The organism is Bradyrhizobium sp. CCGUVB1N3 (genome assembly GCF_024199925.1).
Classification (GTDB): domain Bacteria; phylum Pseudomonadota; class Alphaproteobacteria; order Rhizobiales; family Xanthobacteraceae; genus Bradyrhizobium.
The window spans coordinates 5988061-6009622 of sequence record NZ_JANADR010000001.1 but is presented as its reverse complement, the minus strand read 5'-3'; the positions used below and the strand labels follow the sequence as shown (position 1 = coordinate 6009622).

18 protein-coding genes are annotated in these 21562 nt (G+C 65.3%); 14 read left to right on the top strand and 4 right to left on the bottom strand.

Annotation, left to right across the window (positions count from 1 at the left end; genetic code table 11):
• The first annotated feature begins 157 nt into the window (after positions 1–157).
• The 5 genes from NLM33_RS28675 (at position 158) to NLM33_RS28655 (ending at position 5262) form a co-directional block, all read left to right on the top strand.
• The gene (locus tag NLM33_RS28675; RefSeq protein WP_254105917.1) at positions 158–1000 is read left to right on the top strand and encodes an ABC transporter permease; all 843 of its coding nucleotides are present in this window, start codon (positions 158–160) and stop codon (positions 998–1000) included.
• A complete protein-coding gene (locus NLM33_RS28670) occupies positions 1000–1785 on the top strand; it encodes an ABC transporter ATP-binding protein (protein ID WP_254101096.1) in 786 nt (261 codons plus the stop codon). Before NLM33_RS28675 ends, NLM33_RS28670 begins: the two co-directional genes overlap by 1 nt.
• A 54-nt stretch (positions 1786–1839) precedes the next feature.
• A complete protein-coding gene (locus tag NLM33_RS28665; protein ID WP_254101094.1) occupies positions 1840–2349 on the top strand; it encodes an OsmC family protein in 510 nt (169 codons plus the stop codon).
• 197 nt (positions 2350–2546) lie between these two features.
• Positions 2547–3353, top strand: coding sequence for a hypothetical protein (locus NLM33_RS28660; protein ID WP_254101092.1), 807 nt, complete (start codon positions 2547–2549; stop codon positions 3351–3353).
• Between the two features lie 232 nt (positions 3354–3585).
• Positions 3586–5262, top strand: a complete 1677-nt coding sequence (locus NLM33_RS28655; protein WP_254101090.1) for a PAS domain-containing methyl-accepting chemotaxis protein — start codon at positions 3586–3588, stop codon at positions 5260–5262.
• A 108-nt stretch (positions 5263–5370) separates the two neighbouring features.
• On the opposite strand, the gene mutS is transcribed toward NLM33_RS28655, so the two are convergent.
• The gene (mutS, locus tag NLM33_RS28650) at positions 5371–8109 is read right to left on the bottom strand and encodes a DNA mismatch repair protein MutS (protein WP_254101088.1); all 2739 of its coding nucleotides are present in this window, start codon (positions 8107–8109) and stop codon (positions 5371–5373) included.
• A 285-nt stretch (positions 8110–8394) separates the two neighbouring features.
• On the opposite strand from mutS, the gene pcaF reads away from it, so the two are divergent.
• The 6 genes from pcaF to NLM33_RS28620 all read left to right on the top strand — a co-directional run bounded on the left by pcaF (position 8395) and on the right by NLM33_RS28620 (position 15129).
• On the top strand, positions 8395–9603 hold the full coding sequence (gene pcaF, locus NLM33_RS28645) for a 3-oxoadipyl-CoA thiolase (RefSeq protein ID WP_254101086.1): 1209 nt from the start codon (positions 8395–8397) through the stop codon (positions 9601–9603).
• A 116-nt stretch (positions 9604–9719) separates the two neighbouring features.
• Positions 9720–10613 carry a dioxygenase gene (locus NLM33_RS28640; protein ID WP_254101084.1) on the top strand — a complete coding sequence of 298 codons (894 nt, stop codon included), beginning with the start codon at positions 9720–9722 and terminating at the stop codon, positions 10611–10613.
• A gap of 138 nt (positions 10614–10751) precedes the next feature.
• Complete coding sequence (gene pcaH / locus NLM33_RS28635; protein WP_254101082.1) at positions 10752–11453, top strand: protocatechuate 3,4-dioxygenase subunit beta; 702 nt, start codon at positions 10752–10754, stop codon at positions 11451–11453.
• Positions 11454–12056 (top strand): protocatechuate 3,4-dioxygenase subunit alpha, encoded by a 603-nt coding sequence (gene pcaG, locus NLM33_RS28630; protein ID WP_254101080.1) that lies wholly within the window; start codon positions 11454–11456, stop codon positions 12054–12056.
• A 243-nt stretch (positions 12057–12299) separates the two neighbouring features.
• A complete protein-coding gene (locus NLM33_RS28625) occupies positions 12300–13991 on the top strand; it encodes a methyl-accepting chemotaxis protein (RefSeq protein WP_254101078.1) in 1692 nt (563 codons plus the stop codon).
• A 73-nt stretch (positions 13992–14064) separates the two neighbouring features.
• The gene (locus NLM33_RS28620) at positions 14065–15129 is read left to right on the top strand and encodes an ecdysteroid 22-kinase family protein (RefSeq protein WP_254101076.1); all 1065 of its coding nucleotides are present in this window, start codon (positions 14065–14067) and stop codon (positions 15127–15129) included.
• Positions 15130–15298: 169 nt separating this feature from the next.
• Here NLM33_RS28620 and NLM33_RS28615 read toward each other — a convergent pair whose 3' ends face one another.
• Genes NLM33_RS28615 through NLM33_RS28605 form a run of 3 tightly spaced genes read right to left on the bottom strand, consistent with a single transcriptional unit; the run spans position 15299 to position 18502 of the window.
• A complete protein-coding gene (locus NLM33_RS28615) occupies positions 15299–16855 on the bottom strand; it encodes an MDR family MFS transporter (protein ID WP_254101074.1) in 1557 nt (518 codons plus the stop codon).
• 5 nt (positions 16856–16860) lie between these two features.
• On the bottom strand, positions 16861–18027 hold the full coding sequence (locus tag NLM33_RS28610; protein ID WP_254101072.1) for an HlyD family secretion protein: 1167 nt from the start codon (positions 18025–18027) through the stop codon (positions 16861–16863).
• The gene (locus NLM33_RS28605) at positions 18020–18502 is read right to left on the bottom strand and encodes a MarR family winged helix-turn-helix transcriptional regulator (protein ID WP_254101070.1); all 483 of its coding nucleotides are present in this window, start codon (positions 18500–18502) and stop codon (positions 18020–18022) included. Before NLM33_RS28605 ends, NLM33_RS28610 begins: the two co-directional genes overlap by 8 nt.
• Before the next feature lie 157 nt (positions 18503–18659).
• Between NLM33_RS28605 and NLM33_RS28600 the strand changes: the two genes are divergently transcribed.
• Genes NLM33_RS28600 through ispG form a run of 3 tightly spaced genes read left to right on the top strand, consistent with a single transcriptional unit; the run spans position 18660 to position 21433 of the window.
• Complete coding sequence (locus NLM33_RS28600; protein WP_254101068.1) at positions 18660–19151, top strand: Fur family transcriptional regulator; 492 nt, start codon at positions 18660–18662, stop codon at positions 19149–19151.
• A gap of 32 nt (positions 19152–19183) precedes the next feature.
• Positions 19184–20137, top strand: a complete 954-nt coding sequence (locus tag NLM33_RS28595; RefSeq protein WP_371929996.1) for a DMT family transporter — start codon at positions 19184–19186, stop codon at positions 20135–20137.
• Between the two features lie 12 nt (positions 20138–20149).
• The gene (gene ispG / locus NLM33_RS28590; protein ID WP_254101066.1) at positions 20150–21433 is read left to right on the top strand and encodes a flavodoxin-dependent (E)-4-hydroxy-3-methylbut-2-enyl-diphosphate synthase; all 1284 of its coding nucleotides are present in this window, start codon (positions 20150–20152) and stop codon (positions 21431–21433) included.
• Positions 21434–21562 lie beyond the last annotated feature (129 nt).

Below are 21562 nucleotides of genomic sequence, written 5' to 3'. Positions count from 1 at the left end.
GGACCCATAATCCCAGGGAGTGGTTTGGCGAAGGCTGGCAACCATTAGCTCGTGCCACAACATCTCCCTGGGATTATGGGTCCCGGCCTTCGCCGGGACGACGATTGAGGATGTTGCGCTCCCTTGCATTCCCTCGAGAGACGCGCTTGCTATGGCCATGACCTTTGACGCGCCAGCCGTGGAACACGCCGACAGTGCCGCAGTGCGCGCTCCCTCGCGCGTCGCGCGCTATGCGCGGCCGCTGCTCGGGCTGTTGCTGCCGCTGACGCTCGCGCTTGGCTGGGAGCTTGTGGTCTGGCTCGGCTATTCCAATGGCCGGCTGGTGCCGCCGCCATCGCGCATTTTCACGACCATCGTGGAGCTCGCCCGCTCCGGTGAACTGACGCGGCACATCGCCGCGACGCTGTGGCGCGTCGGCCTCGGCTTCGCTCTCGGTGTCGTCGCGGGCACGCTGCTCGGGGCCGTCTCCGGCTATTGGGCGCTGGCGCGCCGGCTGCTCGATCCGACCATCCAGGCGCTGCGCGCGATCCCGTCGCTCGCCTGGGTGCCGCTGTTCATCCTGTGGCTTGGCATTTTCGAGACCTCGAAGATCGTGCTGATCGCGGTCGGCGTGTTCTTTCCGGTCTATCTCGGGGTGATGGGTGCGATCCTCTCGGTCGATCGCAAGATCGTCGAGGTCGGCCGCGTCTTCCGTCTCCCGGGCCCGGCCATGATCCGCCGCATCCTGCTGCCCGCGGTGTTGCCGGCCTATGTGGTCTCGCTGCGCGTCGGCCTCGGGCTGGGCTGGATGTTCGTGGTCGCGGCCGAATTGATCGGTGCCTCCGAAGGTCTCGGCTATCTCCTGCTCGATGGCCAGCAGCTCGGCAAGCCGGCGCAGATCCTCGCCGCCATCGTGATCTTCGCCATCCTCGGCAAGCTCACCGACTGGCTGATCGAGATCGCAACGGCGCCGCTGCTCCGCTGGCAGGATGCCTTTGGGCGCGAGCGGGGAGGGGCGTGATGCTGGCGCTCGAACGGGTGAGCAAAACCTATCCCAATGGCGTCGAGGCGCTGGCGCGGTTCTCCGCCGCGATCAAGCAAGGCGAGATCGTCGCCATCATCGGCGGTTCCGGCTGCGGCAAGTCCACGCTACTGCGCGCCATCGCGGGCCTCGATCGCGCCAGCACGGGTGCAGTGACGCTCGACAACGAGACGATCACGGCGCCGCATGCCAAGATTGGCATCATCTTTCAGGAGCCGCGGCTGCTGCCCTGGCTCAGTGTCGCCGGCAACATCGGCTTCGGCCTTGCGGACCTTCCCGCCGGCGAGCGGCGCGAAAAAGTTGCGCGGGCGCTCGATCGCGTCGGGCTTGCCGACAAGGCCGAGGCCTGGCCGCGCGAGCTCTCGGGCGGGCAGGCGCAGCGCGTCGCGATCGCGCGTGCGCTGGTGCCGCAGCCCGAAGTGCTGCTGCTCGACGAGCCGTTTTCGGCGCTCGATGCCTTCACCCGCAGGGATCTCCAGGATCATCTGCTCGACCTCTGGGCCGATACGCGCCCGACGCTGATCCTGGTCACCCACGACGTCGACGAGGCCGTGGTGCTGGCCGATCGCGTGCTCGTGATGCGGCCGCGGCCGGGCCGGCTTTTCGACCAGATCGAGATCAATCTGGCGCGCCCGCGCGACCGCAACTCGCCGCTGTTCGACAGTTTCAAGCGCAACGTCTTGACCTCGCTCGACCGCTCGCTCGATCGCAACGTGCCTGACCGTGACGCAACCCAGGGTCCCGGCCAGGCGATGTGGTGGTGACAATTTTGCTCCCAGCCGGTACATCGAGGGGCGATCTTCCGGGAGAGAACAAAAATGGATGCCGCAGAACTCCGCCAGATGCAGGCCCCGATCAAGGAACGCTACAAGACCGATCCGAAAGCCGCGCTGATCACGCTGAAGGCCAAGGGCTCGACCGACAGCGACGGAATCGCCTGCAAGGTCGAGACCGGCCGCGCGCTCGCGGTGGCAGGCCTCCATCCGGCGACCGGCGGCTCCGGGCTTGAGCTCTGCTCCGGCGACATGCTGCTCGAGGCGCTGGTCGCCTGCGCCGGCGTCACACTGAAATCGGTCGCGACCGCGATCGATGTGCCGCTGAAAACCGGCAATGTCTACGCTGAAGGTGATCTCGACTTCCGCGGCACGCTCGGCGTCGACAAGGAGACCCCGGTCGGCTTCGCCGAAATCCGCCTGCGCTTCGAGATCGACACCGACGCGCCGCAGGACAAGCTCGACCTCCTGCTGAAACTCACCGAGCGCTATTGCGTGGTCTACCAGACCATCAAGAACGGCCCGAAGGTGTCGGTGTCGATGCAGAGGATGTGACTTCCTTACCCTCCCCTGGAGGGGGAGGGTCGATCGCGCGCAGCGCGAGCGGGGTGGGATGATCTCTCCACTCGGCACCGCTTCCGTCGACAGACCGTCACCCCACCCCGCTGCGCATTCCGCTTCGCTCCATGCACTGCGACCCACGAGCGAGCTGCGCTCGTCTCGGACCCTCCAGGGGAGGGTAAGAAGAAAAAATGCCCGCCGAACTCACCTTCCTCCTCTTCGTTCTCCTGCGCATGGCGATCGCTGCGGCGTTTGTCGTGACGGCGTCGATCGTCGCCGAGCGCTCAGGCCCCGTGATTGGGGGACTGGTCGCGACCTTGCCGATCTCGGCCGGTCCTTCCTACGTCTTCCTCTCGCTCGATCACGATGCCGGCTTCATCGCGCAGGGTGCGCTGGCGAGCCTTCCCGTCAACGCCGCGACGATCTTCCTTGGGCTCACCTACGTGGTGCTGGCGCAGCGGCGCAACCTCATCGTCAGCTGCGGTACGGCAGTCGCGGTCTGGATTGTGCTTGCCTCGATCATCCGCCAGTTCGACTGGTCGCTCACGGCGGGGCTTGCCGCCAACCTGATCGCGTTCGGTATCTGCATTCCGCTGCTGGCGCGTTATCGCCATGTGAAGATGCCGCTGGTGACGCGCCGCTGGTATGACATTCCCTTCCGCGCTGCGCTGGTCGCAACCCTCGTTGCCATCGTGGTGTCAACGTCAGGCTGGGTCGGGCCGCGTGTTAGCGGTATCATCGCGCTTTATCCGATCGTCTTCACCAGCATGATGGTGATCCTGCACCCGCGCATCGGCGGTCCGCCGACCGCCGCTGTGCTTGCCAACTCTGCCTGGGGTCTACTCGGCTTCGGCATGGCGATCGCGGTGCTGCACGTCGCGGTCGTGAAATTAGGATCGGCGGTAGGCCTGTCTCTTGCGCTTGCAACCTGCGTGACGTGGAATCTGACGCTGTGGTGGAATGGGCGGCGCGCGCTCAAAGCGCGGCCGCGACCGTAGTGCTACGGCCGCTCGCGACAGCATGGCGCGACAGGACAACTCTGCGGTGAACCGGCTCCGTTTCAAAGCGGCGCGCGACTCCGGACCGCCGATTTCCGACAAGTCTATTAGAACTTTCTTCGAGCTTTATCTGCAAAGATGTCCCGCTCGCCAGATTCTCGCACTGCCGGCACGAGCTTATGAGGTCCCCTGGACGCGCGGTTTATTTGGCGCATTCATACGGAGAGCATTGATGTTTGGACGCAAGCCGAGTTTCGATGCGTACGCGTTGCTGGCCGCCAAGGTCATCGACGCAAACGTCATGATCGCAGACGAGAACCTGAACATTGTCTATATGAACGAGTCCGTGACCCGCCTTCTGCGAAACGCGGAAGCCGATCTCAAGAAGGATCTGCCGCAGTTTAGCGTCGATCGCCTGATCGGCAGCAACATCGACATCTTCCACAAGAATCCCAGCCATCAGCGGCGGATGCTCGAGGCTCTCAATTCCAAGCATCGCGCAACAATCAAGATTGGTCAGTGGAGCTTCGATCTGGTTGCGACGCCGTTGAAGCATCCGGATGGAAGGCGCGCCGGCACGGCGGTCGAGTGGGCCGATGCGTCGATTCGCCTGCAAAATCTCAATTTCGAGGCCCAGGCCGCCGCCATAAGCCGCGCGCAGGCCGTGATCGAGTTCAATCTCGACGGGACCGTCGTGACCGCCAACGACAATTTCCTCAACGCGTTGGGGTACTCCCTCGCCGAAATCCAGGGCAAACATCACAGCCTATTCATGCCCTCCGATCAACGCGACGGCGCCGCCTACCGCGAGTTCTGGGCCGCCCTCAATCGTGGCGAGCTTCAGTCCGGTGAGTTCAGGCGGATCGGAAAGGGCGGTCGCGACGTCTGGATTCTCGCCTCTTACAATCCCGTGCTGGACGAGAAGGGAAGGCCCTTCAAGGTCGTCAAGTTCGCAACCGACGTCACCGCGGAGAAGCGGAGGAATGCCGATCTCGTCGGCCAGCTCGCGGCGATCGACAAGGCGCAGGCGGTGATCGAGTTCAACATGGACGGCACGATCATCACCGCCAACCACAATTTCCTCGCCACCCTCGGTTACGGCCTCTCCGAGATCAAGGGCAAGCATCACAGCATGTTCGTCGAGCCGTCGGAACGCGACGGTGCGGCGTATCGCGAGTTCTGGGCCGCGCTCAACCGCGGCCAGTACCAGGCGGCCGAATACAAGCGTATCGGCAAGGGCGGCAAGGAGGTCTACATCCAGGCCTCGTACAACCCGATCCTCGATCTCAACGGCAAGCCGTTCAAGGTGGTGAAATACGCCACCGACACCACGAAGCAGGTGCTGGTCCGCATGGGCAACGAGCGCGTCCGCGGCATGATGGAATCGGTCGCCGCGGGTTCGGAGGAATTGAACGCCTCGGTGCGGGAGATTTCCGAAGCGATGACCAAATCCCGCGAGACCGCGATGAGCGCAGTGGAGCAGGTCGCCTCCGCCGACGCGCAGGCCCAGCGCCTCACCGAGGCGGCGCAGGCGATGAGCGGAATCATCGAGATGATCAACAGTATTACCGGGCAGATCAACCTGCTCGCGCTCAATGCCACGATCGAGTCGGCGCGCGCCGGCGAGGCCGGCCGCGGCTTCGCGGTGGTCGCATCGGAAGTGAAGAGCCTCGCCAACCAGGCCAGACAGGCGACCGACAAGATCGGCCAGGAGATCGGCAACCTCAACGGCATCTCCGGCGACGTCGTCAGCGCGCTCGGCTCGATCAAGCAGGCGATCAACAACGTCAGCGAATACGTCACCTCGACCGCCGCCGCCGTCGAGGAGCAGAGCACGGTCACGAACGAGATGTCGACCAGCATGCAGCGTGCTGCCGCGGAAGCCGCTGCGATCGCAGCAAGGGCGTAGGCAGGCATTAGCTTGGGTAGGGTGGGTTAGCCGAAGGCGTAACCCACCACGTTCGTCGCCGCGAGAGAAGAGGTGGGTTACGCTGCGCTAACCCACCCTACGGCACCGTCACTGCTTCGGCAGCTTGGCCTTCAGCGCATAGAGCGCATCCAGTGCCTCACGGGGCGTCATTTCGTCGGGGTGCAGCGCCCTTATCGTTTCCATCAGCAGATCGGCCTCGCTCGGCGGGGTGGCTTCCGCTGCGGCGCGTGAGGGCACCGCGAACAGCGGCAGGTCGTCGACCAGCGCACGCGCGGTCTGGCCGCGGTCTTGTGCTTCGAGTTTCGCCAGCACGGATTTGGCGCGCGTGATCACGGCCGGCGGCAGGCCGGCGAGTTTCGCGACCTGGATGCCGTAGGAGCGATCGGCCGAGCCCGGCAGCACCTCGTGCAGGAACACGACATTGCCCTGCCACTCCTTCACCCGCACGGTGGCATTGAACATCCGCGGCAGCTTGGCCGAGAGCGCGGTGAGCTCGTGGTAGTGCGTCGCGAACAGCGTGCGGCAGCGATTGCTCTCATGCAGATGCTCGATCGCGGCCCAGGCGATCGAGAGGCCGTCGAAGGTCGCCGTTCCGCGCCCGATCTCGTCGAGGATGACGAGCGAGCGCTCGCCGGCCTGGTTCAGGATTGCCGCGGTCTCGACCATCTCGACCATGAAGGTGGAGCGGCCGCGGGCGAGATCGTCGGCGGCGCCGACGCGCGAAAACAGGCGGTCGATGATGCCGATCCGCGCGCGCGTCGCCGGCACGAAGCTGCCGATTTGGGCGAGCAAAGCAATCAGCGCGTTCTGGCGCAGGAAGGTCGATTTACCGGCCATGTTGGGGCCGGTGAGCAGCCAGAGCTGGCCGGATTTCTGCGCTGGCGCCGGCGACAGATCGCAGGCGTTGGCAATGAACGGCTCGCCGTTGCGCTTCAAGGCCTGCTCGACCACGGGATGGCGGCCAGCCTCGATCGCAAATCCGAGCGAGCCGTCGACCTCGGGCCGCACGTAGTTCTCGTCGACCGCAAGCTTTGCCAGCGACGTCGCGACATCGAGCAGCGCAAAGCCGTGCGCGGCGGCGCGCAGATCCTCGCTGATTTCAAGCGCCTTGGCGCAGAGCCGCTCGAAGATTTCGAGCTCGAGCCCGAGCGCGCGGTCGCCTGCATTGGCGATCTTGGCCTCGATCTCCCCTAGCTCGGATGTCGTGAAGCGCACCTGCCCGGCCAGCGTCTGGCGGTGGATGAAGGTCGCGTTCAGCGGCGCCGACATCAGCTTGTCGCCATGCTGCGCGGTCACCTCGACGAAATAGCCGAGCACGTTGTTGTGCCGGATCTTCAGGCCCTTGATGGAGGTCGCGTCGGCGTAGCGCGCCTGCATCGAGGCAACCACGAGCCGCGAGGCGTCGCGCAGGTTCCGCGCTTCATCGAGCGCCGGCTCGTAGCCTTCGCGGACGAAGCCGCCGTCGCGCTTGATCAGCGGCAATTGCTCGGCGAGCGCGGTCGCAAACTCCGCCGCGAGCTCACGTGAGGGCCGCTGCATCGCGGCCATCACCGCGGCGATCTCCTGCGGCGGCTGGTCGAGCTCCGACAGCCGCGCCAGCGCCTGGTCCGCGGCCAAAATGCCGTCGCGGATCCCGGCGAGATCGCGCGGTCCGCCGCGGCCGACCGAGAGCCGCGCCAGCGCCCGCGACATGTCGGGCGCGCCGCGCAGGATGCTGCGGATGTCCTCGCGCGCGGCGGAATCCGCGACGAAGGCGCTGACCGCATCGAGGCGGCGCGCGACACCGGTCGCGTCCGTGAGCGGTGCCGCGAGGCGTTGTGCCAGCAGGCGCGAGCCCGCCGAAGTGACCGTGCAGTCGATGGCGTCGAGCAGCGAGCCGCGGCGTTCGCCGGCGAGCGTCCGCGTCAACTCGAGATTGGCGCGGGTGGCAGGATCGATCGCCATGGTCGCGCCCGAGGCTTCGCGCGCGGGCGGCGACAGCGGCGGATGTTTGCCGACCTGGGTGCGGTCGACATAGGTGACGGCTGCGGCGGCAGCTGTGGCTTCCAGCCGCGTCAGCTGCGCGAGCCCGTCCATGGTCGCGACGGCGAAGTAGTCGCACAGGCGTTTCTCGGCGGTGGCGCCATCGAAGACGTCGCGGGTCAGCGGCGTCACCGCCGGCAGCTCGCGCAAGACGGGTCCGAGCTCGCTGTCGTTGTAGAGCGCGTCGGTGACGATCGCTTCATTCGGATTGATGCGCGCCAGCGTTGCGGCAAGCTCACCGCCTGCGCATTCCGTCACCATGAACTCGGCGGTCGAGATGTCGATCCAGGCGAGGCCGAAGCGGTCGCCGCCGGAAGAGGAGCGGGCGCGCGCGATCGCCAGCAGATAATTGTTGGCGCGGGCATCGAGCAGCGTGTCCTCGGTCAGCGTGCCCGGGGTGACAAGCCGCACCACGCCGCGGCGCACGACGCTCTTGTTGCCGCGCGCTTTCGCCGCGGCGGGATCCTCGGTCTGCTCACAGACCGCAACCCGGTGGCCGGCGCTGATCAGGCGGTGCAGATAGTCCTCGGAGCGCTCGACCGGCACGCCGCACATCGGGATATCCGCGCCCTGATGCTTGCCGCGCTTGGTCAGCACGATGCCGAGCGTCCTGGAAGCGATCTCGGCGTCTTCGAAGAACAATTCGTAGAAATCGCCCATCCGGTAGAACAGAAGCAAGCCCGGATGCGCCGCCTTGATTTCAAGGTATTGTTCCATCATCGGCGTGACGCGCGCGGAAGCATCCGCCTGCGGCGTGGGCGCGGGTTCAGGTTCTGGCGCGGGGATGGGCTGTTGCAGTGTCATGGGCGGCGCAACCTACAAAATTTCGTTTGCGCATCCTATCGGTTTGGCTCTTGGAGACGGGTTTTCCACGCTGTCCGTAGGGCGGGATATGAGTGCCGCATCCTCGTTCGTCATTCCGGGGCGCCCGAAGGGCGAACCCGGAATGACGCCGAGGTTTCATGGCAAGCATGCGCCGAGCCATGCAGGCCCCGCGAAACCGTCAATTGACCTGCCGCGGGCGCCCTCCTAAAACTCCGCCGTCATTGAAGAATTTTGGCCGAACCGCGGCATTCAGGGAGAACAACGATGCGTGATGTGTTTATCTGCGATGCCGTCCGGACCCCGATCGGCCGCTTCGGCGGCTCGCTCGCCAAGGTGCGCGCCGACGATCTCGCCGCTGCCCCGATCAAGGCGCTGATGGCCAAGCACCCCAAGCTCGACTGGTCGCAGGTGGACGAGGTGTTCTTCGGCTGCGCCAACCAGGCCGGCGAGGACAACCGCAACGTCGCGCGCATGGCGCTCTTGCTCGCAGGTCTGCCGGATTCGGTTCCCGGCCAGACTCTGAACCGCCTCTGCGCCTCCGGCCTCGATGCCGTCGGCGCGGCAGGCCGCGCGATCCGCTCCGGCGAGATCGAATTCGCGATCGCCGGCGGTGTCGAATCCATGACGCGCGCGCCCTTCGTGATGGGCAAGGCGCAGGAAGCCTTCTCGCGCTCGGCCGAAATTTTTGACACCACCATCGGCTGGCGCTTCATCAATCCGTTGCTGAAGGCGCAATATGGCGTCGACGCCATGCCGGAGACCGGCGAAAACGTCGCCGAGGAATTCCAGATCTCGCGCGCCGACCAGGACGCCTTCGCCATCCGCTCGCAGCAGCGCGCCGGCGCGGCCATCGCCGCCGGCTATTTCGCCGAGGAGATCACGCCGATCACCATTCCCGGCGGCAAGGCCGGCCCCATCACGGTCGACAAGGACGAGCATCCGCGTCCCGAGACCACGCTCGAAGGCCTCGCAAAGCTGAAGCCGATCGTGCGCAATCCCGGCACGGTGACCGCTGGCAACGCCTCCGGCGTCAATGACGGCGCGGCCGCGATGATCCTCGCGTCCGAAGCTGCCGTGAAGAAGCATGGTCTCACGCCCCGCGCGCGCATCCTCGGCCTTGCCTCGGCCGGTGTGCCGCCGCGCATCATGGGCATCGGCCCGGTGCCTGCGACCCGCAAGCTGATGGAGCGGCTGGGCAAGAAGATCAGCGATTTCGACCTGATCGAGCTGAACGAAGCGTTTGCCTCCCAGGGCATCGCCTGCATGCGTCAGCTCGGCGTCAAGGACGATGCCGATTTCGTCAATCCGCATGGCGGCGCGATCGCGCTCGGCCATCCCCTCGGGATGAGCGGCGCGCGTCTTGTGCTCACCGCCGTCCACGGCATGGAGAAGCGTGGCGGCAAGCTAGCGCTCGCCACCATGTGCGTCGGCGTCGGCCAGGGCGTCGCGGTCGCGATCGAGAAGCTGAACTGACGGGCCACCGCGTGGCCCGTCATCCCGGAGCCGCCCGCGAGGGCAGCATCCGGGATCTCGAGATTCCGGGTTCGATGCTTCGCATCGCCCCGGAATGACGGGGGAGAGGACCGCCCATGATCATCGAGCGTGAGCAGGACGTTACGGCCGCGGCACTGGCGGTGATGGAGCGGACATCCGATCCGCGGCTTCGCCAGATCATGGTTTCCCTGGTCAAGCACCTGCATGCCTTCGTCCGCGATGTCCGCCTGACCGAGGCGGAATTCCGCGATGCCACGGCGATCGTGGCCGAGCTCGGCAAGCTGACGACCGACACGCATAATGAAGTCGTGCTGATGGCCGGCTCGCTCGGCGTCTCCCCGCTGGTGTGCCTGCTCAACAATGGCGATCAGGGCAATACGGAAACCGACCAGTCGCTGCTCGGGCCGTTCTGGCGATTGAACTCGCCGCGGGTCGAGAATGGCGGATCGATCGTCCGCTCCGAGACGCCGGGTGCGCCGCTGTTCGTCAGCGCCCGCGTCGTCGATAAAGACGGCCGTCCCGTCGCCGGCGCTGAGGTCGATGTCTGGCACGCTTCGCCCGTCGGTCTCTATGAGAACCAGGATCCCGAGCAGGCGGACATGAACCTGCGCGGCAAGTTCACGACCGACCGGGACGGACGCTTCTCCTTCCGCTCGGTGATGATGGTTGGCTATCCCATTCCGACCAACGGCGTGGTTGGCCGCCTCCTCAAGGCGCAGAGCCGGCATCCCTATCGTCCCGCGCATCTGCACGCGCTGATCCTCAAGTCCGGATTCAAGGTGCTGATCTCGCAGGTCTACGACCCCGCTGATCCCTACATCGACAGCGACGTGCAGTTCGGCGTGACGCAGGCGCTGATCGGCAAGTTCCTGCGCCACGATACGCCGCATCCGACCGAGCGCGAGGTTGCGACGCCCTGGTATTCGCTCGACCACACCTACCGGCTCGAGGCCGGCGAGGCCGTGCTGCCGCGTCCGCCGATCAAATAGTGCGTCCATATGTCGGGTGCCGGGCGCAGGAGGCCGCTAAACCCGCTTCCCCCAATTAGTTATATACTATAATGATTGGCGGAAGCGTTGACCGGCCGGACCAAAATGGCCGGGGAGGAGTTCGCCAGGAGTTTGGCCATGACATTCATCTATCCCGTCGACAGCAACAAGGCGCATCCCTTGCCGCTGTCGCCCGACTACAAGAGCTCGATCAAGCGGGCGCCGCACAAGCCCCTGATCCCGATGCGCCACACGCTGTCGGAGCTGACCGGCCCGGTCTACGGCCACGAGACCGTGCGCGAAGGCGACAATGATCTCACCCGCATGCACAAGGGCGAGCCGCTCGGCGAGCGGATCATCGTGCACGGCCACGTGCTCGACGAGGACGGCCGCGGCGTTCCGAATTCGCTGGTCGAGATCTGGCAGGCCAATGCCTGCGGCCGCTACGTGCATGTGCGCGACCAGCATCCTGCGCCGCTCGATCCGAACTTCACGGGCGCCGGCCGCACCCAGAGCGATGCGTCGGGCTACTACCGCTTCGTCACCATCAAGCCGGGCGCTTACCCCTGGGGCAATCATCATAATGCCTGGCGGCCCGCGCACATCCACCTCTCGGTGTTCGGCCATTCCTTCGTCACGCGCCTGGTGACGCAGATGTATTTCCCCGGCGATCCGCTGTTCCCGTTCGATCCGATCTTCAACGCGGTGCCGGACGAGAAGGCGCGCGGGCGGATGGTCTCGTCGTTCGATCTCGAGAACACCCAGCCCGAATGGGCGCTGTGCTATCGCTTCAATATCGTGCTGCGCGGCCAGAACGCCACGCCAATGGAGAACACTTAAGTGCAGGATTCTGTGAAGCCCAACGGGATCACGCCATCGCAAACCGTCGGTCCGTTCTTCAAATACGGCCTGACGCCGACAGGCGAGTATGAGTGGAACGACGCCTTCACCAACTCGACGCTCACGCCTGACGTCACGGGCGACCGCCTCCGCATCGAGGGCAAGGTGTTCGACGGCGACGGTGTCGCCATTCCGGATTGCATGCTGGAGATCTGGCAGGCGGATGCGCAGGGACGCTACGCCGATCCGCAGGACAAGCGCGCGCTGCCGAACGCCAGCTTCCGCGGCTTTGCCCGCTGCGGCACCGACAAGGAGGGCAACTATTCCTTCGACACCATCAAGCCCGGCGTGGTGCCGGATCCCGACGGCAAGCCGCAGGCGCCGCATCTCCTGGTCGCGGTATTCGCGCGCGGCATGCTCCGGCATCTCTACACCCGTATCTATTTCAGCGACGATGCGGGCCTTGCCTCCGATCCCGTGCTGGCGCTGGTGCCAGCCGACCGCCGCGCGACGCTGATCGCAACGCGCGATGCGGCCAAGCCAGTCTATCGCCTCGACCTGCGGCTCCAGGGCGACGAGGAGACGGTGTTCTTCGACGTGTGAGACTCGCGAGCCAGGACCGGCGCGTCGGGATTGATGATCCCGGTGCGCCGCCTTGTTTTTTTGCGCGCGCGCTGTGATTTGCGATACGGATCATGCGCTGTGTGAGAAGCCGGTTAGCCGCGGTTCGTTTTTTTCCGTAGTTCTTCGGAGGTCTCGCGATGCAATTTTTGCGCGAGGCAATCTGGCGTTTACCGCCACGGTCTAGGATCGCCGCCGATTTGGTGCGCGCCCCTGGAATGTTCCATGAAAATTCGTTTGTCGCTGTCTTCCGCGATCATTGCGTTCGGTATTGTTCTCGCCATCGGCTTCACGGCCGTCGTCTCCACCAGCCTCTATGCACTGCGCGAGCTCAAGGTCGGAGGCCCGCTCTACTCCGAGATCAAGCTCGGCAATGATCTGATCGCGGACATCCTGCCGCCGCCGGAATACGTCATCGAAGCCTATCTCGAGGCGACCCTTGCCATGCGCGAGCCGGATCAGGTGGCCGCCCATGCCGAGCGCCTGGTCCAGCTCCGCAAGGATTATGACGACCGCAAGACCTTCTGGAGCGGTTCGAGCCTCGGCTCGGATCTGAAGACCGCGCTCGTCGTGAAATCCGACGCCGAGGTGCAGAAATTCTGGAAGCTCGTGTCCGATCAGCTTCTGCCGGCCCTCAAGGGCAAGGACATGGCCGTCGCCGAGCGCGCCTACGCCCAGCTCAAGGACGCCTATACCGCGCATCGTGCCGTCATCGACAGCATCGTCGAGAGCGCCAACAAGCAGAACGCCGACATGGAGAAACTGGCCGCCGACCGCGACAGCTCGATCACCTATATTCTCTGGAGCGTCTCGGCCGCCGTGCTGGCTCTCATCGCCGCCGGCCTTGCCGGCGTCGCCTTCGGGGTGGTGCGTCCGATCGTGCGCATGACCGAAGCGATGCAGAAGCTCGCAACCGGCGACCTCGCCGCCGACGTACCCTTCACGCACCGCCAGGACGAGGTCGGCTCGATGGCCGGCGCGCTGCTGGTGTTCAAGCAGGCGGCGATGGACAATGGCCGCCTGCGCGAGGAGCAGCTGCGCACCGAGCAGGAGGCAGCACGGACCAAGCGCGGCGCCCTCCACCGGATGGCCGAGACGGTCGAGCGCGAGACCGGCCGTTCCGTCGACACGGCCACCGCGGCGACGCATGGCGTCGAGCAGGCCGCCTCGAGCCTGTCGGAGATCGCCCGTTCGCTGTCCTCGGAGTCGCAGGCGGTTGCCTCGGCCTCGACGCAGGCGCTGAGCAATTCGCAGACGGTTTCTGCCGCGGCCGAGGAGCTGAGCGCCTCGATCCGGGAGATCGCGACCCAGGTCGCGCGCACGAGCACGGTCACCAGATCGGCGGTCGCCGGGCGCGAGCAGGCGCGTTCGACCATTCAGGCGCTTGCCGGCTCGGTGAGGAAGATCGCGGAGGTCTCCGACCTGATCGGCGGCATCGCCGGCCAGACCAACCTCCTGGCGCTCAACGCCACGATCGAAGCGGCACGCGCGGGGGAAGCCGGCCGCGGTTTCGCGGTGGTGGCGGCCGAGGTGAAATCGCTGTCCGACCAGACCGCCAAATCCACCGAGGAGATCGCCCGCCTGATCGCCGAGATCCAGGCCTCGACGCAGGCCGCGGTCGATGCCGTCGAGACGATGGGTGGTCACATCGTGGAGATCGACGGCGTGGCGACGTCGGTTGCAGCTGCCATGGAAGAGCAGGATGCGGCGACGAGGGAGATCGCGCGGTCGATTTCCGAATCGGCCTCGGCTGCCAGGGAAGTCTCGGCCAAGATCGGTAATGTCAGCCGCGACGCCAATGCCGTGAACGCGCAGGCCGCCGAGGTCAGGCAGGCGATCACCGGAATGTCGGCGAACCTGGAATCGCTGCGCGCAGTCGTTGTCCGCACGGTGCGCGAATCGACCGCGGCGGCGTAACCGATCCTCGCCGCGACGGCTGGCGCCCAGTGGGGTGATTGTGCAGAATGGCACGACACCCCGGGCGCACATGATGACAGATTCGCAACTGCCGGCCGTGACGGATGCTACCTATCTCACCGGCGCGCTGCGCAAGGCCGGCGCGCTGGACCGCGGCGCAGTGCGCGAGGTCAAGGTGCTGTCGTCGCGTGACACGATCCTGTCGCACATCACGCGCCTCGGCCTGCGCTATGTCGGTGAATCCAATGGCGCGCCGCAGTCCCTGATCCTCAAGACGGCCCATGCGGAGTTTGGCAAGAACGTGCCGAACGCGGGTCGGCAGGAGGTGGCGTTCTATACCAAGCTCGCACCCTCGATGCCGGCGCAGCTCGTGCCGCGCTGCTTCGACGGGAATTTCGACGAAGAGAGTTTTGCCTGGCATCTCCTGCTTGAAGACCTGACCGACAGCCACGAGATTGCAACCGCCTGGCCGCTGCCGCCCTCGCGCGATCATGCGACCGCGATCGTCACTTCACTGGCACGCATGCATGCGGTGTGGTGGGACCACGGCCGCCTCGGCGAAACCGTCGGCACCTGGATGAGCACCGACGACACCGCGAGGCTGATGGAAACCTTCGCTGGCCACTACGACCGCTTTGCCGATCTGCTCGGCGATCGCCTCAGCGAGGAGCGGCGACTGCTCTACCGCCGCTTCATCGAGCAGTCGGGCCGGCTGTTCCAGCGCTACCATTCGCGCCGCAATGTCACCATCGTCCACGGCGACGCCCATACTTGGAATTTCCTGCTGCCGCGCGCCGCGGTGACGGACACCGTGCGCATCTTCGACTTCGACCAGTGGCGCATCAGCGCGCCGACCAGCGACCTTGCCTATATGATGGCGTTGCAATGGTATCCCGAGACCCGTCAAGTGCTCGAACGACCGCTGCTGGACACCTATTACGATACGCTGATTGCGCATGGCGTGGCTGACTACAGCCGCGATGCGCTTCATCGCGACTATCGCCTGTCGGTGCTCTGGCAGATCACCAGCGCGGTCTGGCAATGGAGCGTCAACATCCCGCCGGTGATCTGGTGGAATAACCTCCAGCGGGTGCTGATGGCGGTCGATGACCTCGGCTGCGAGGAGTTTTTGGAGTGAGGCCTCGTGTCCCGGGCGCGGTGCAGCGCCTCAAGCGCGGTTACGCGCGTCTCCGACGCGCTATGGCGATGCGCCGCTGAACCGGGACCCATCTTGCCGAGGTGTGGGCCCCGGCTCAGCAGCGCATCACTATCGTGCCGCGCTGCGTCCGGGGCACGAGAGTGAGCTCTTACTCCATCACCGCTTGCTCCGGCCCCGCCGCCTGCTTGCGCAGCGCGGCCTTGGTCGAGCCGATCATCAGGGCCAGCGGGATGGTGCAGAGGATGAAGATCATCACGAGCTGGTAGTCGTGCGCGAACGCGATGATCTGCGCCTGTACGGCCACGAGCCGATCGGCCATAGCGCGGCCGGCGTCGGTGGACAGATTGATCATGCCGCGCACGTCGGGCATCTGCAGCGCGTGGTTGAACGGGTTGATGTGCTCGGAGAGGATCGCATAGGTCTTGCGCGAGCCCTGCGTCAGCTCGGCGATGACGACGGAAATGCCGACCGAGCTGGCGACGTTGCGCATCAACGTCAGCATCGCGGTGCCGTCGGTGCGCAAGTTGTTGGGCAGCGTCAGGAACGAGACGGTTGACAGCGGCACGAACACCAGGCCGAAGCCGAAGCCCTGGATGATGCTGACGGTCACGATTTCCGGCGCCTGGGTCAGGTCGGTCCAGCCGGTCATCTGGTACAGCGAGCCTGCGGTCAGTGTCAGTCCTGCGATGATCAGGGTGCGCGCCTCGAAATAGCGCATCATGCGGCCGACCAGCATCATGGCGAAGAAGGTGCCGAAGCCGCGGCTTGCGAGCAGCAGGCCGGCAGTGATGATGGGATAACCGATCACGTTCTGCATGTAGGGCGAGGCCAGCGCCATGGTCGAGAACAGCACAAGGCCCATCACGATCATGAAGACGCAGCCGGTGACGAAATTGCGATCCTTGAAGAGGGCAAAGCGGATGAACGGCGTCGAGGTCGTGAAGGAGTGTGCGAGGAAGTAGTAGAAGGCGACGGCCGAGACGATGAATTCGGCGATGATCTCGTTGGATTCCAGCCAGCCGAGTTGCTCGCCGCGGTCGAGCGCGAGCTGAAGCGAGCCGATCGCGATGGCGAGCGCGGTGAAGCCGAGCCAGTCGAATTTGAGGCTGAGGTCCTTCTTGGTTTCATCCATGAAGACCATCAGGCCGAGCACGGTGATCACACCGAACGGCAGATTGACGAAGAACACCCAGTGCCAAGAATAGGTCTCGGTCAGCCAAGCCCCTAACGAGGGGCCCATGATCGGGCCCATCATCACGCCCATGCCCCAGATCGACATCGCCTTGGCGCGTTCCTGGAGCGTGTAGGAATCCAGCATCACGGCCTGCGACAGCGGCACCAGCGCGGCGCCGAACACGCCCTGGAGCAGGCGGAACAGCACCATCTGGTTGATGTCCTGCGCGAGCCCGCACAGCACGGAGGCGAGGGTGAAGCCGGCCGAGCAGATGATGAAGATGCGCTTGCGGCCGTAGCGGTTGGCGATCCAGCCCACCGGTGCGGTCATGATCGCGGCGGCGACGATGTAGGAGGTCAGGACCCAGTTGATCTGGTCCTGGGAAGCAGACAGCGTGCCCTGCATGTAGGGCAAAGCGACGTTGGCGATCGTCGTGTCCAGCGCCTGCATGATGGTCGCGGTCATGGCGCAGATCGTCACCATGTTCCGGCGCAGGCCGGGGACCATCGCTGTGTTGGCCGGACCGGACATGGAGGTCAGTCTTCCTTGTCCTGGTTGGCGGTCGCCGACAGGCCGAGCAGGCCGGCGAGCGAGCGCTGGTGGCCGGTGTCGATGGTCGCATAGACGCTCATGCCGGCCTTCAGCTTCTTCACGAACTTGTCGTTCTCGTCGAAATAGATCCGCACCGGCACGCGCTGCACGACCTTGACGAAATTGCCGGTGGCGTTCTGCGGCGGCAGGATCGCGAACTGCGCGCCGGTACCCGGCGACAGCGAGCCGATCTTGCCCTTGAACACATGGTTGGGGAACGCATCGACCTCGAGCGTGACCGATTGCCCGACCGCGACATAGGTGAGGTCGCTCTCCTTCGGATTGGCGTCGACCCAGGGGTGCGCGATGTCGACGATGGAGAACACCGGCGTGCCGGCGGCGACGAAGCGGCCGAGCTGGATCTGGTCGACCTGCGTCGCCACGCCGCTCATCGGGGCGCGCAGCACGGCATGGTCGAGATTGCGCTGGGCGTCATCCAGCTTGGCCTTGGCCTGCACATAGGGCGGGAACTCCTCCAGCGGCAGGTCGGGATTGCCGAGCAGCTGCGTCTTCGCATTGGAGAGCTGCTGCTTGACGAACTGCGCCTGCGCGCCGGCCGTGACCATCGCGTTCGACGCGTTGTCCAGATCGAGCTGCGAGCCATAATTGTTCTTCACCAGCGCCTGCTTGCGCTCGACGTCGCGCTGCTTCAGGTCGATGCCCTGCTGGGCGAGATCGAGCATCTGGCCGTAGATTTTGACGTTGGCGACGAGGTTGTCGTAGGTGGTCTTGGCCTGCGCCAGCTGCGCCTTGGCCTCCTCCACCGCGAGACGGAACGGGACCGGATCGATCTCGAACAGCTCGTCGCCTTGCTTGACGAGCTGGCCTTCCCTGACGACGACCTTGTCGATCTTGCCGGAGATGTCGGGCGTCACCAGAACTTTCTGCGCGCCGACATAGGCATCGTCGGTGCCGACATAGCGGCCGCCATGCAGATAGAAGGTGACGCCGCCGATCGCGGCCGCCGCGGGTAACACCACCATCAGGAGGAAGCGGCGATAGCGGCGCAGGCCGGCCAGCAGCCGGCGACGCGGCTCGGCCGCCAGCTTCTTGGTGGGCTTGCCGCTGTTGCCCTTCTGTTCGGGGGCGAATTTCAGGACCTGATCAGCCATAGCGCTGCTCCTTGCGTGCTTGTTCCGCTCCGCTGGTCTGGATGGCGTGACGCACGTTTTCCTTGATTGTTTCGAGTTGGGTGAGCAGACGATGGGCGTCCGCCGGGTTGATGCCGTCGAGCGCGTTGGCCGTGAGCTCGGACTTCAGGCCGCTCATCCTGCCGAGAAGCGCGCGGCCGGCCTTCTTCAGATAGAGGCGCTTGACGCGGCGGTCGGAGGCGTCGCTGCGGCGCTCGATCCAGTCGCTGTCGCAGAGCTTGTCGATCAGCCGCGTCAGGGTGATCGGCTGCATCTCCAGGAGCTCGGCGAGCTCGGACTGCTTCATGCCCTCGCTGCGCTCGACCTTGGCCAGCACCGCCCATTGCGCGCGGGTGATGCCGTAGCGGGATGCCTCCTTGTCGGCATAGACCCGCAGCAGGCGATAGAGCTCGCCGAGCGTGAACAGGAAGTTCTGATCGACCGACGTGCGGCTCATATGCTTGGTCTCCAATAAGCTTGGCATATAATAAGCAAGCTTATGATTATTTCATGGCAAGTTAACGCGGCGCTGCTCCGCCGGAAAAGCATGGCTGTCAGCCGTTCGAAGCGGCGCTCTTTGGGTTCCCGGTCCGGAAATGCTAAAAGCCTCCGCGATGAGCCTCGTCAAACCCGCCTTTCCCGCGCCTGACCACGATCACGGCCGCTGCACCGCGGATGCCTTGATGCATGCGGAAGCCGTTTGCGAGCAGCGCGCGCAGAAATTCACGCCGATCCGCCGCGAGGTGCTCAAGGCGCTGCTCTCGAGCCACCGTCCGCTCGGGGCCTATGAGGTGATCGACGAGCTAGCCAAATCGATGCCGCGGCCGGCGCCGATCACGGTCTATCGCGCGCTCGAGTTCCTGATGGCCAATAGCCTCGTGCACCGGATCGAGAGCCGCAACGCCTATCTCGCCTGCGCCCACGACCACGACGCGGTCTCGGCGGTTGCGTTCCTGATCTGTGAGCGCTGCGGCCTCGTCGGCGAGATTCCGGCTGCGTCCGTCGCGCAAGGTCTCAATGCCGCGGCACGCGCCTCGGGTTTTGCCCCCAAACTGTCTGTGGTCGAGATCACAGGCACCTGCACCCATTGTCAGAAAGCTTCTTGATAACAACGGCGCAAAGCCGGTCCCGGGAAGACATGTCGATAGAACCAACAAGCCCGCCCGCTGGCCGCCCCCTGAGCGCCGGCGCCATCGCCCTGATGCTCATGCTGTGCCTGACCTGGGGTTTTAACCAGATCGCGGTGAAGCTGGTCATCCCGGATATCCCGCCGGTGCTGCAGGCGACCATCCGCTCGATCGGCGCGCTGCCGGTGGTGTTCATCATCGGCACCTTGCGCGGCGCAAAATTCTTCGAGCGCGACGGCACGCTTGCCGCTGGTCTCATCGCCGGGCTGATGTTCGGTGTCGAGTTCGTGCTGATTTATGAAGGCCTGCACTTCACCCCGGCCTCGCGCGCGGTCGTGTTCCTCTACACCGCGCCGTTCTTCGTTGCGCTCGGCTCCTACCAGGTGCTGGGCGAGCGGCTCAGCGGCACGCAATGGCTCGGGCTTGCCGTCAGCTTTGCCGGCGTGGCGCTTGCGATCGGCGTGCCGCAGCCCAACGTGGATTCACAGGTTCTGCTCGGCGACCTCATGATCGTCGGCGGCGCCGCGCTGTGGGCGGCGACCACGTTGGTCGCCAAGTCGACACGGCTGCGCTTCGCCCCGCCGGAAAAGGCCATTGGTTACCAGGTCGCGATGTCGATCCCGATTCTGGGCCTGGCCGCGTACCTCCTGGGCGAGACCATTCCCCATACCCCGAGCCCGCTCTCAATCACGCTGATGGTGTTCCAGGCGGTCTGGGTGGTCGGAACCACGTTCACGCTTTGGTTCGCGCTGGTGAAGGCCTATTCGGCCAGCAAATTGTCGGCTTTTACCTTCATCACCCCTTTGTTTGGCGTCGTCGCTAGCTATTTCATCCTGCATGACACCCTCAGCCTCACGTTCGGGGCGGCCGCAATCCTTGTAATTGCTGGGCTTTTTCTGGTTAACCGTCCTAGCCAAGACGCTGCCGCCCCGCGCGATGCATTGCTGAATGTCACCAAAACCTGATATTTGGACCTCATGAACAAGCCCGAAAACACCATCGATTCCGACATCGCGGGGCCCGCGCCGCGCCACAACACCACCCAGGTCAAGGTCGGCGACGTCGCCGTCGGCGGCGGCGCGCCGATCGTCGTGCAGTCGATGACCAACACCGACACGGCCGATATCGACGGCACCATCGCCCAGGTCGCAGCGCTCGCGCGTGCCGGTTCCGAGATGGTCCGCATCACCGTGGACCGCGACGAGGCCGCCGCCGCCGTTCCGCACATCCGTGACGGCCTGCGCAAGCGCGGCATCACCACGCCGCTGATCGGCGACTTCCACTATATCGGCCACAAGCTGCTCGCCGACTATCCGGCCTGCGCGGAAGCGCTCGACAAGTACCGCATCAATCCCGGCAATGTCGGCTTCAAGGACAAGCGCGACACCCAGTTCGCCGACATCATCGAGATCGCCAACAAGCACGACAAGCCGGTGCGCATCGGCGCCAATTGGGGCTCGCTCGACCAGGAGCTCTTGTCCAAGCTGATGGATGAGAACGCGGCCTCGGCCAATCCGCGCGATGCCCGCGCCGTGATGCGCGAAGCCATGGTGCAGTCCGCGCTGCTCTCGGCGGCGCGCGCCGAAGAGCTCGGCATGCCCAAGAACCGCATCATCCTGTCGGCCAAGGTTTCGGCGGTGCAGGATCTGATCGCGGTCTATGAGGTCCTGGCGAGCCGTTCCGACTATGCCATCCATCTCGGCCTCACCGAGGCCGGCATGGGCACCAAGGGCATCGTCGCCTCGTCCGCCGCGCTCGGCATCCTGCTGCAGCAGGGCATCGGCGACACCATCCGCATCTCGCTGACGCCGGAGCCCGGCGGCGACCGCACCCGCGAGGTGCAGGTTGCGCAGGAGCTCTTGCAGACCATGGGCTTCCGCACCTTCGTGCCGCTGGTTGCGGCCTGCCCGGGCTGCGGCCGCACCACCTCGACCACGTTCCAGGAACTGGCACGCTCGATCCAGGATTTCATCCGCGACGAGATGCCGACCTGGAAGACGAAATATCCCGGCGTCGAAGAGCTCAACGTCGCGGTCATGGGCTGCATCGTCAACGGCCCCGGCGAATCCAAGCACGCCAATATCGGCATCTCCTTGCCCGGCACCGGCGAGGCGCCCGCCGCCCCCGTCTTCGTCGACGGCAAGAAGTTCCGCACCCTGCGCGGCCCCGGCATCGCCGCCGACTTCAAGGCGCTGGTGATCGACTACATCGACCAACGTTACGGCCAGGGCGCCAAGGTGCCGGAGACCGCGGCGGAGTAATTTTCACTCCGTTCGCGCCCCACCACATACCGCCGTCGTCCCGGGCGCTACGTGCGCCCCGGGACGACGAGCTGAGATTGCGGCGCGCATTGCGCTTCCAACGATGCACGCTACGATGCCCTCAATCAA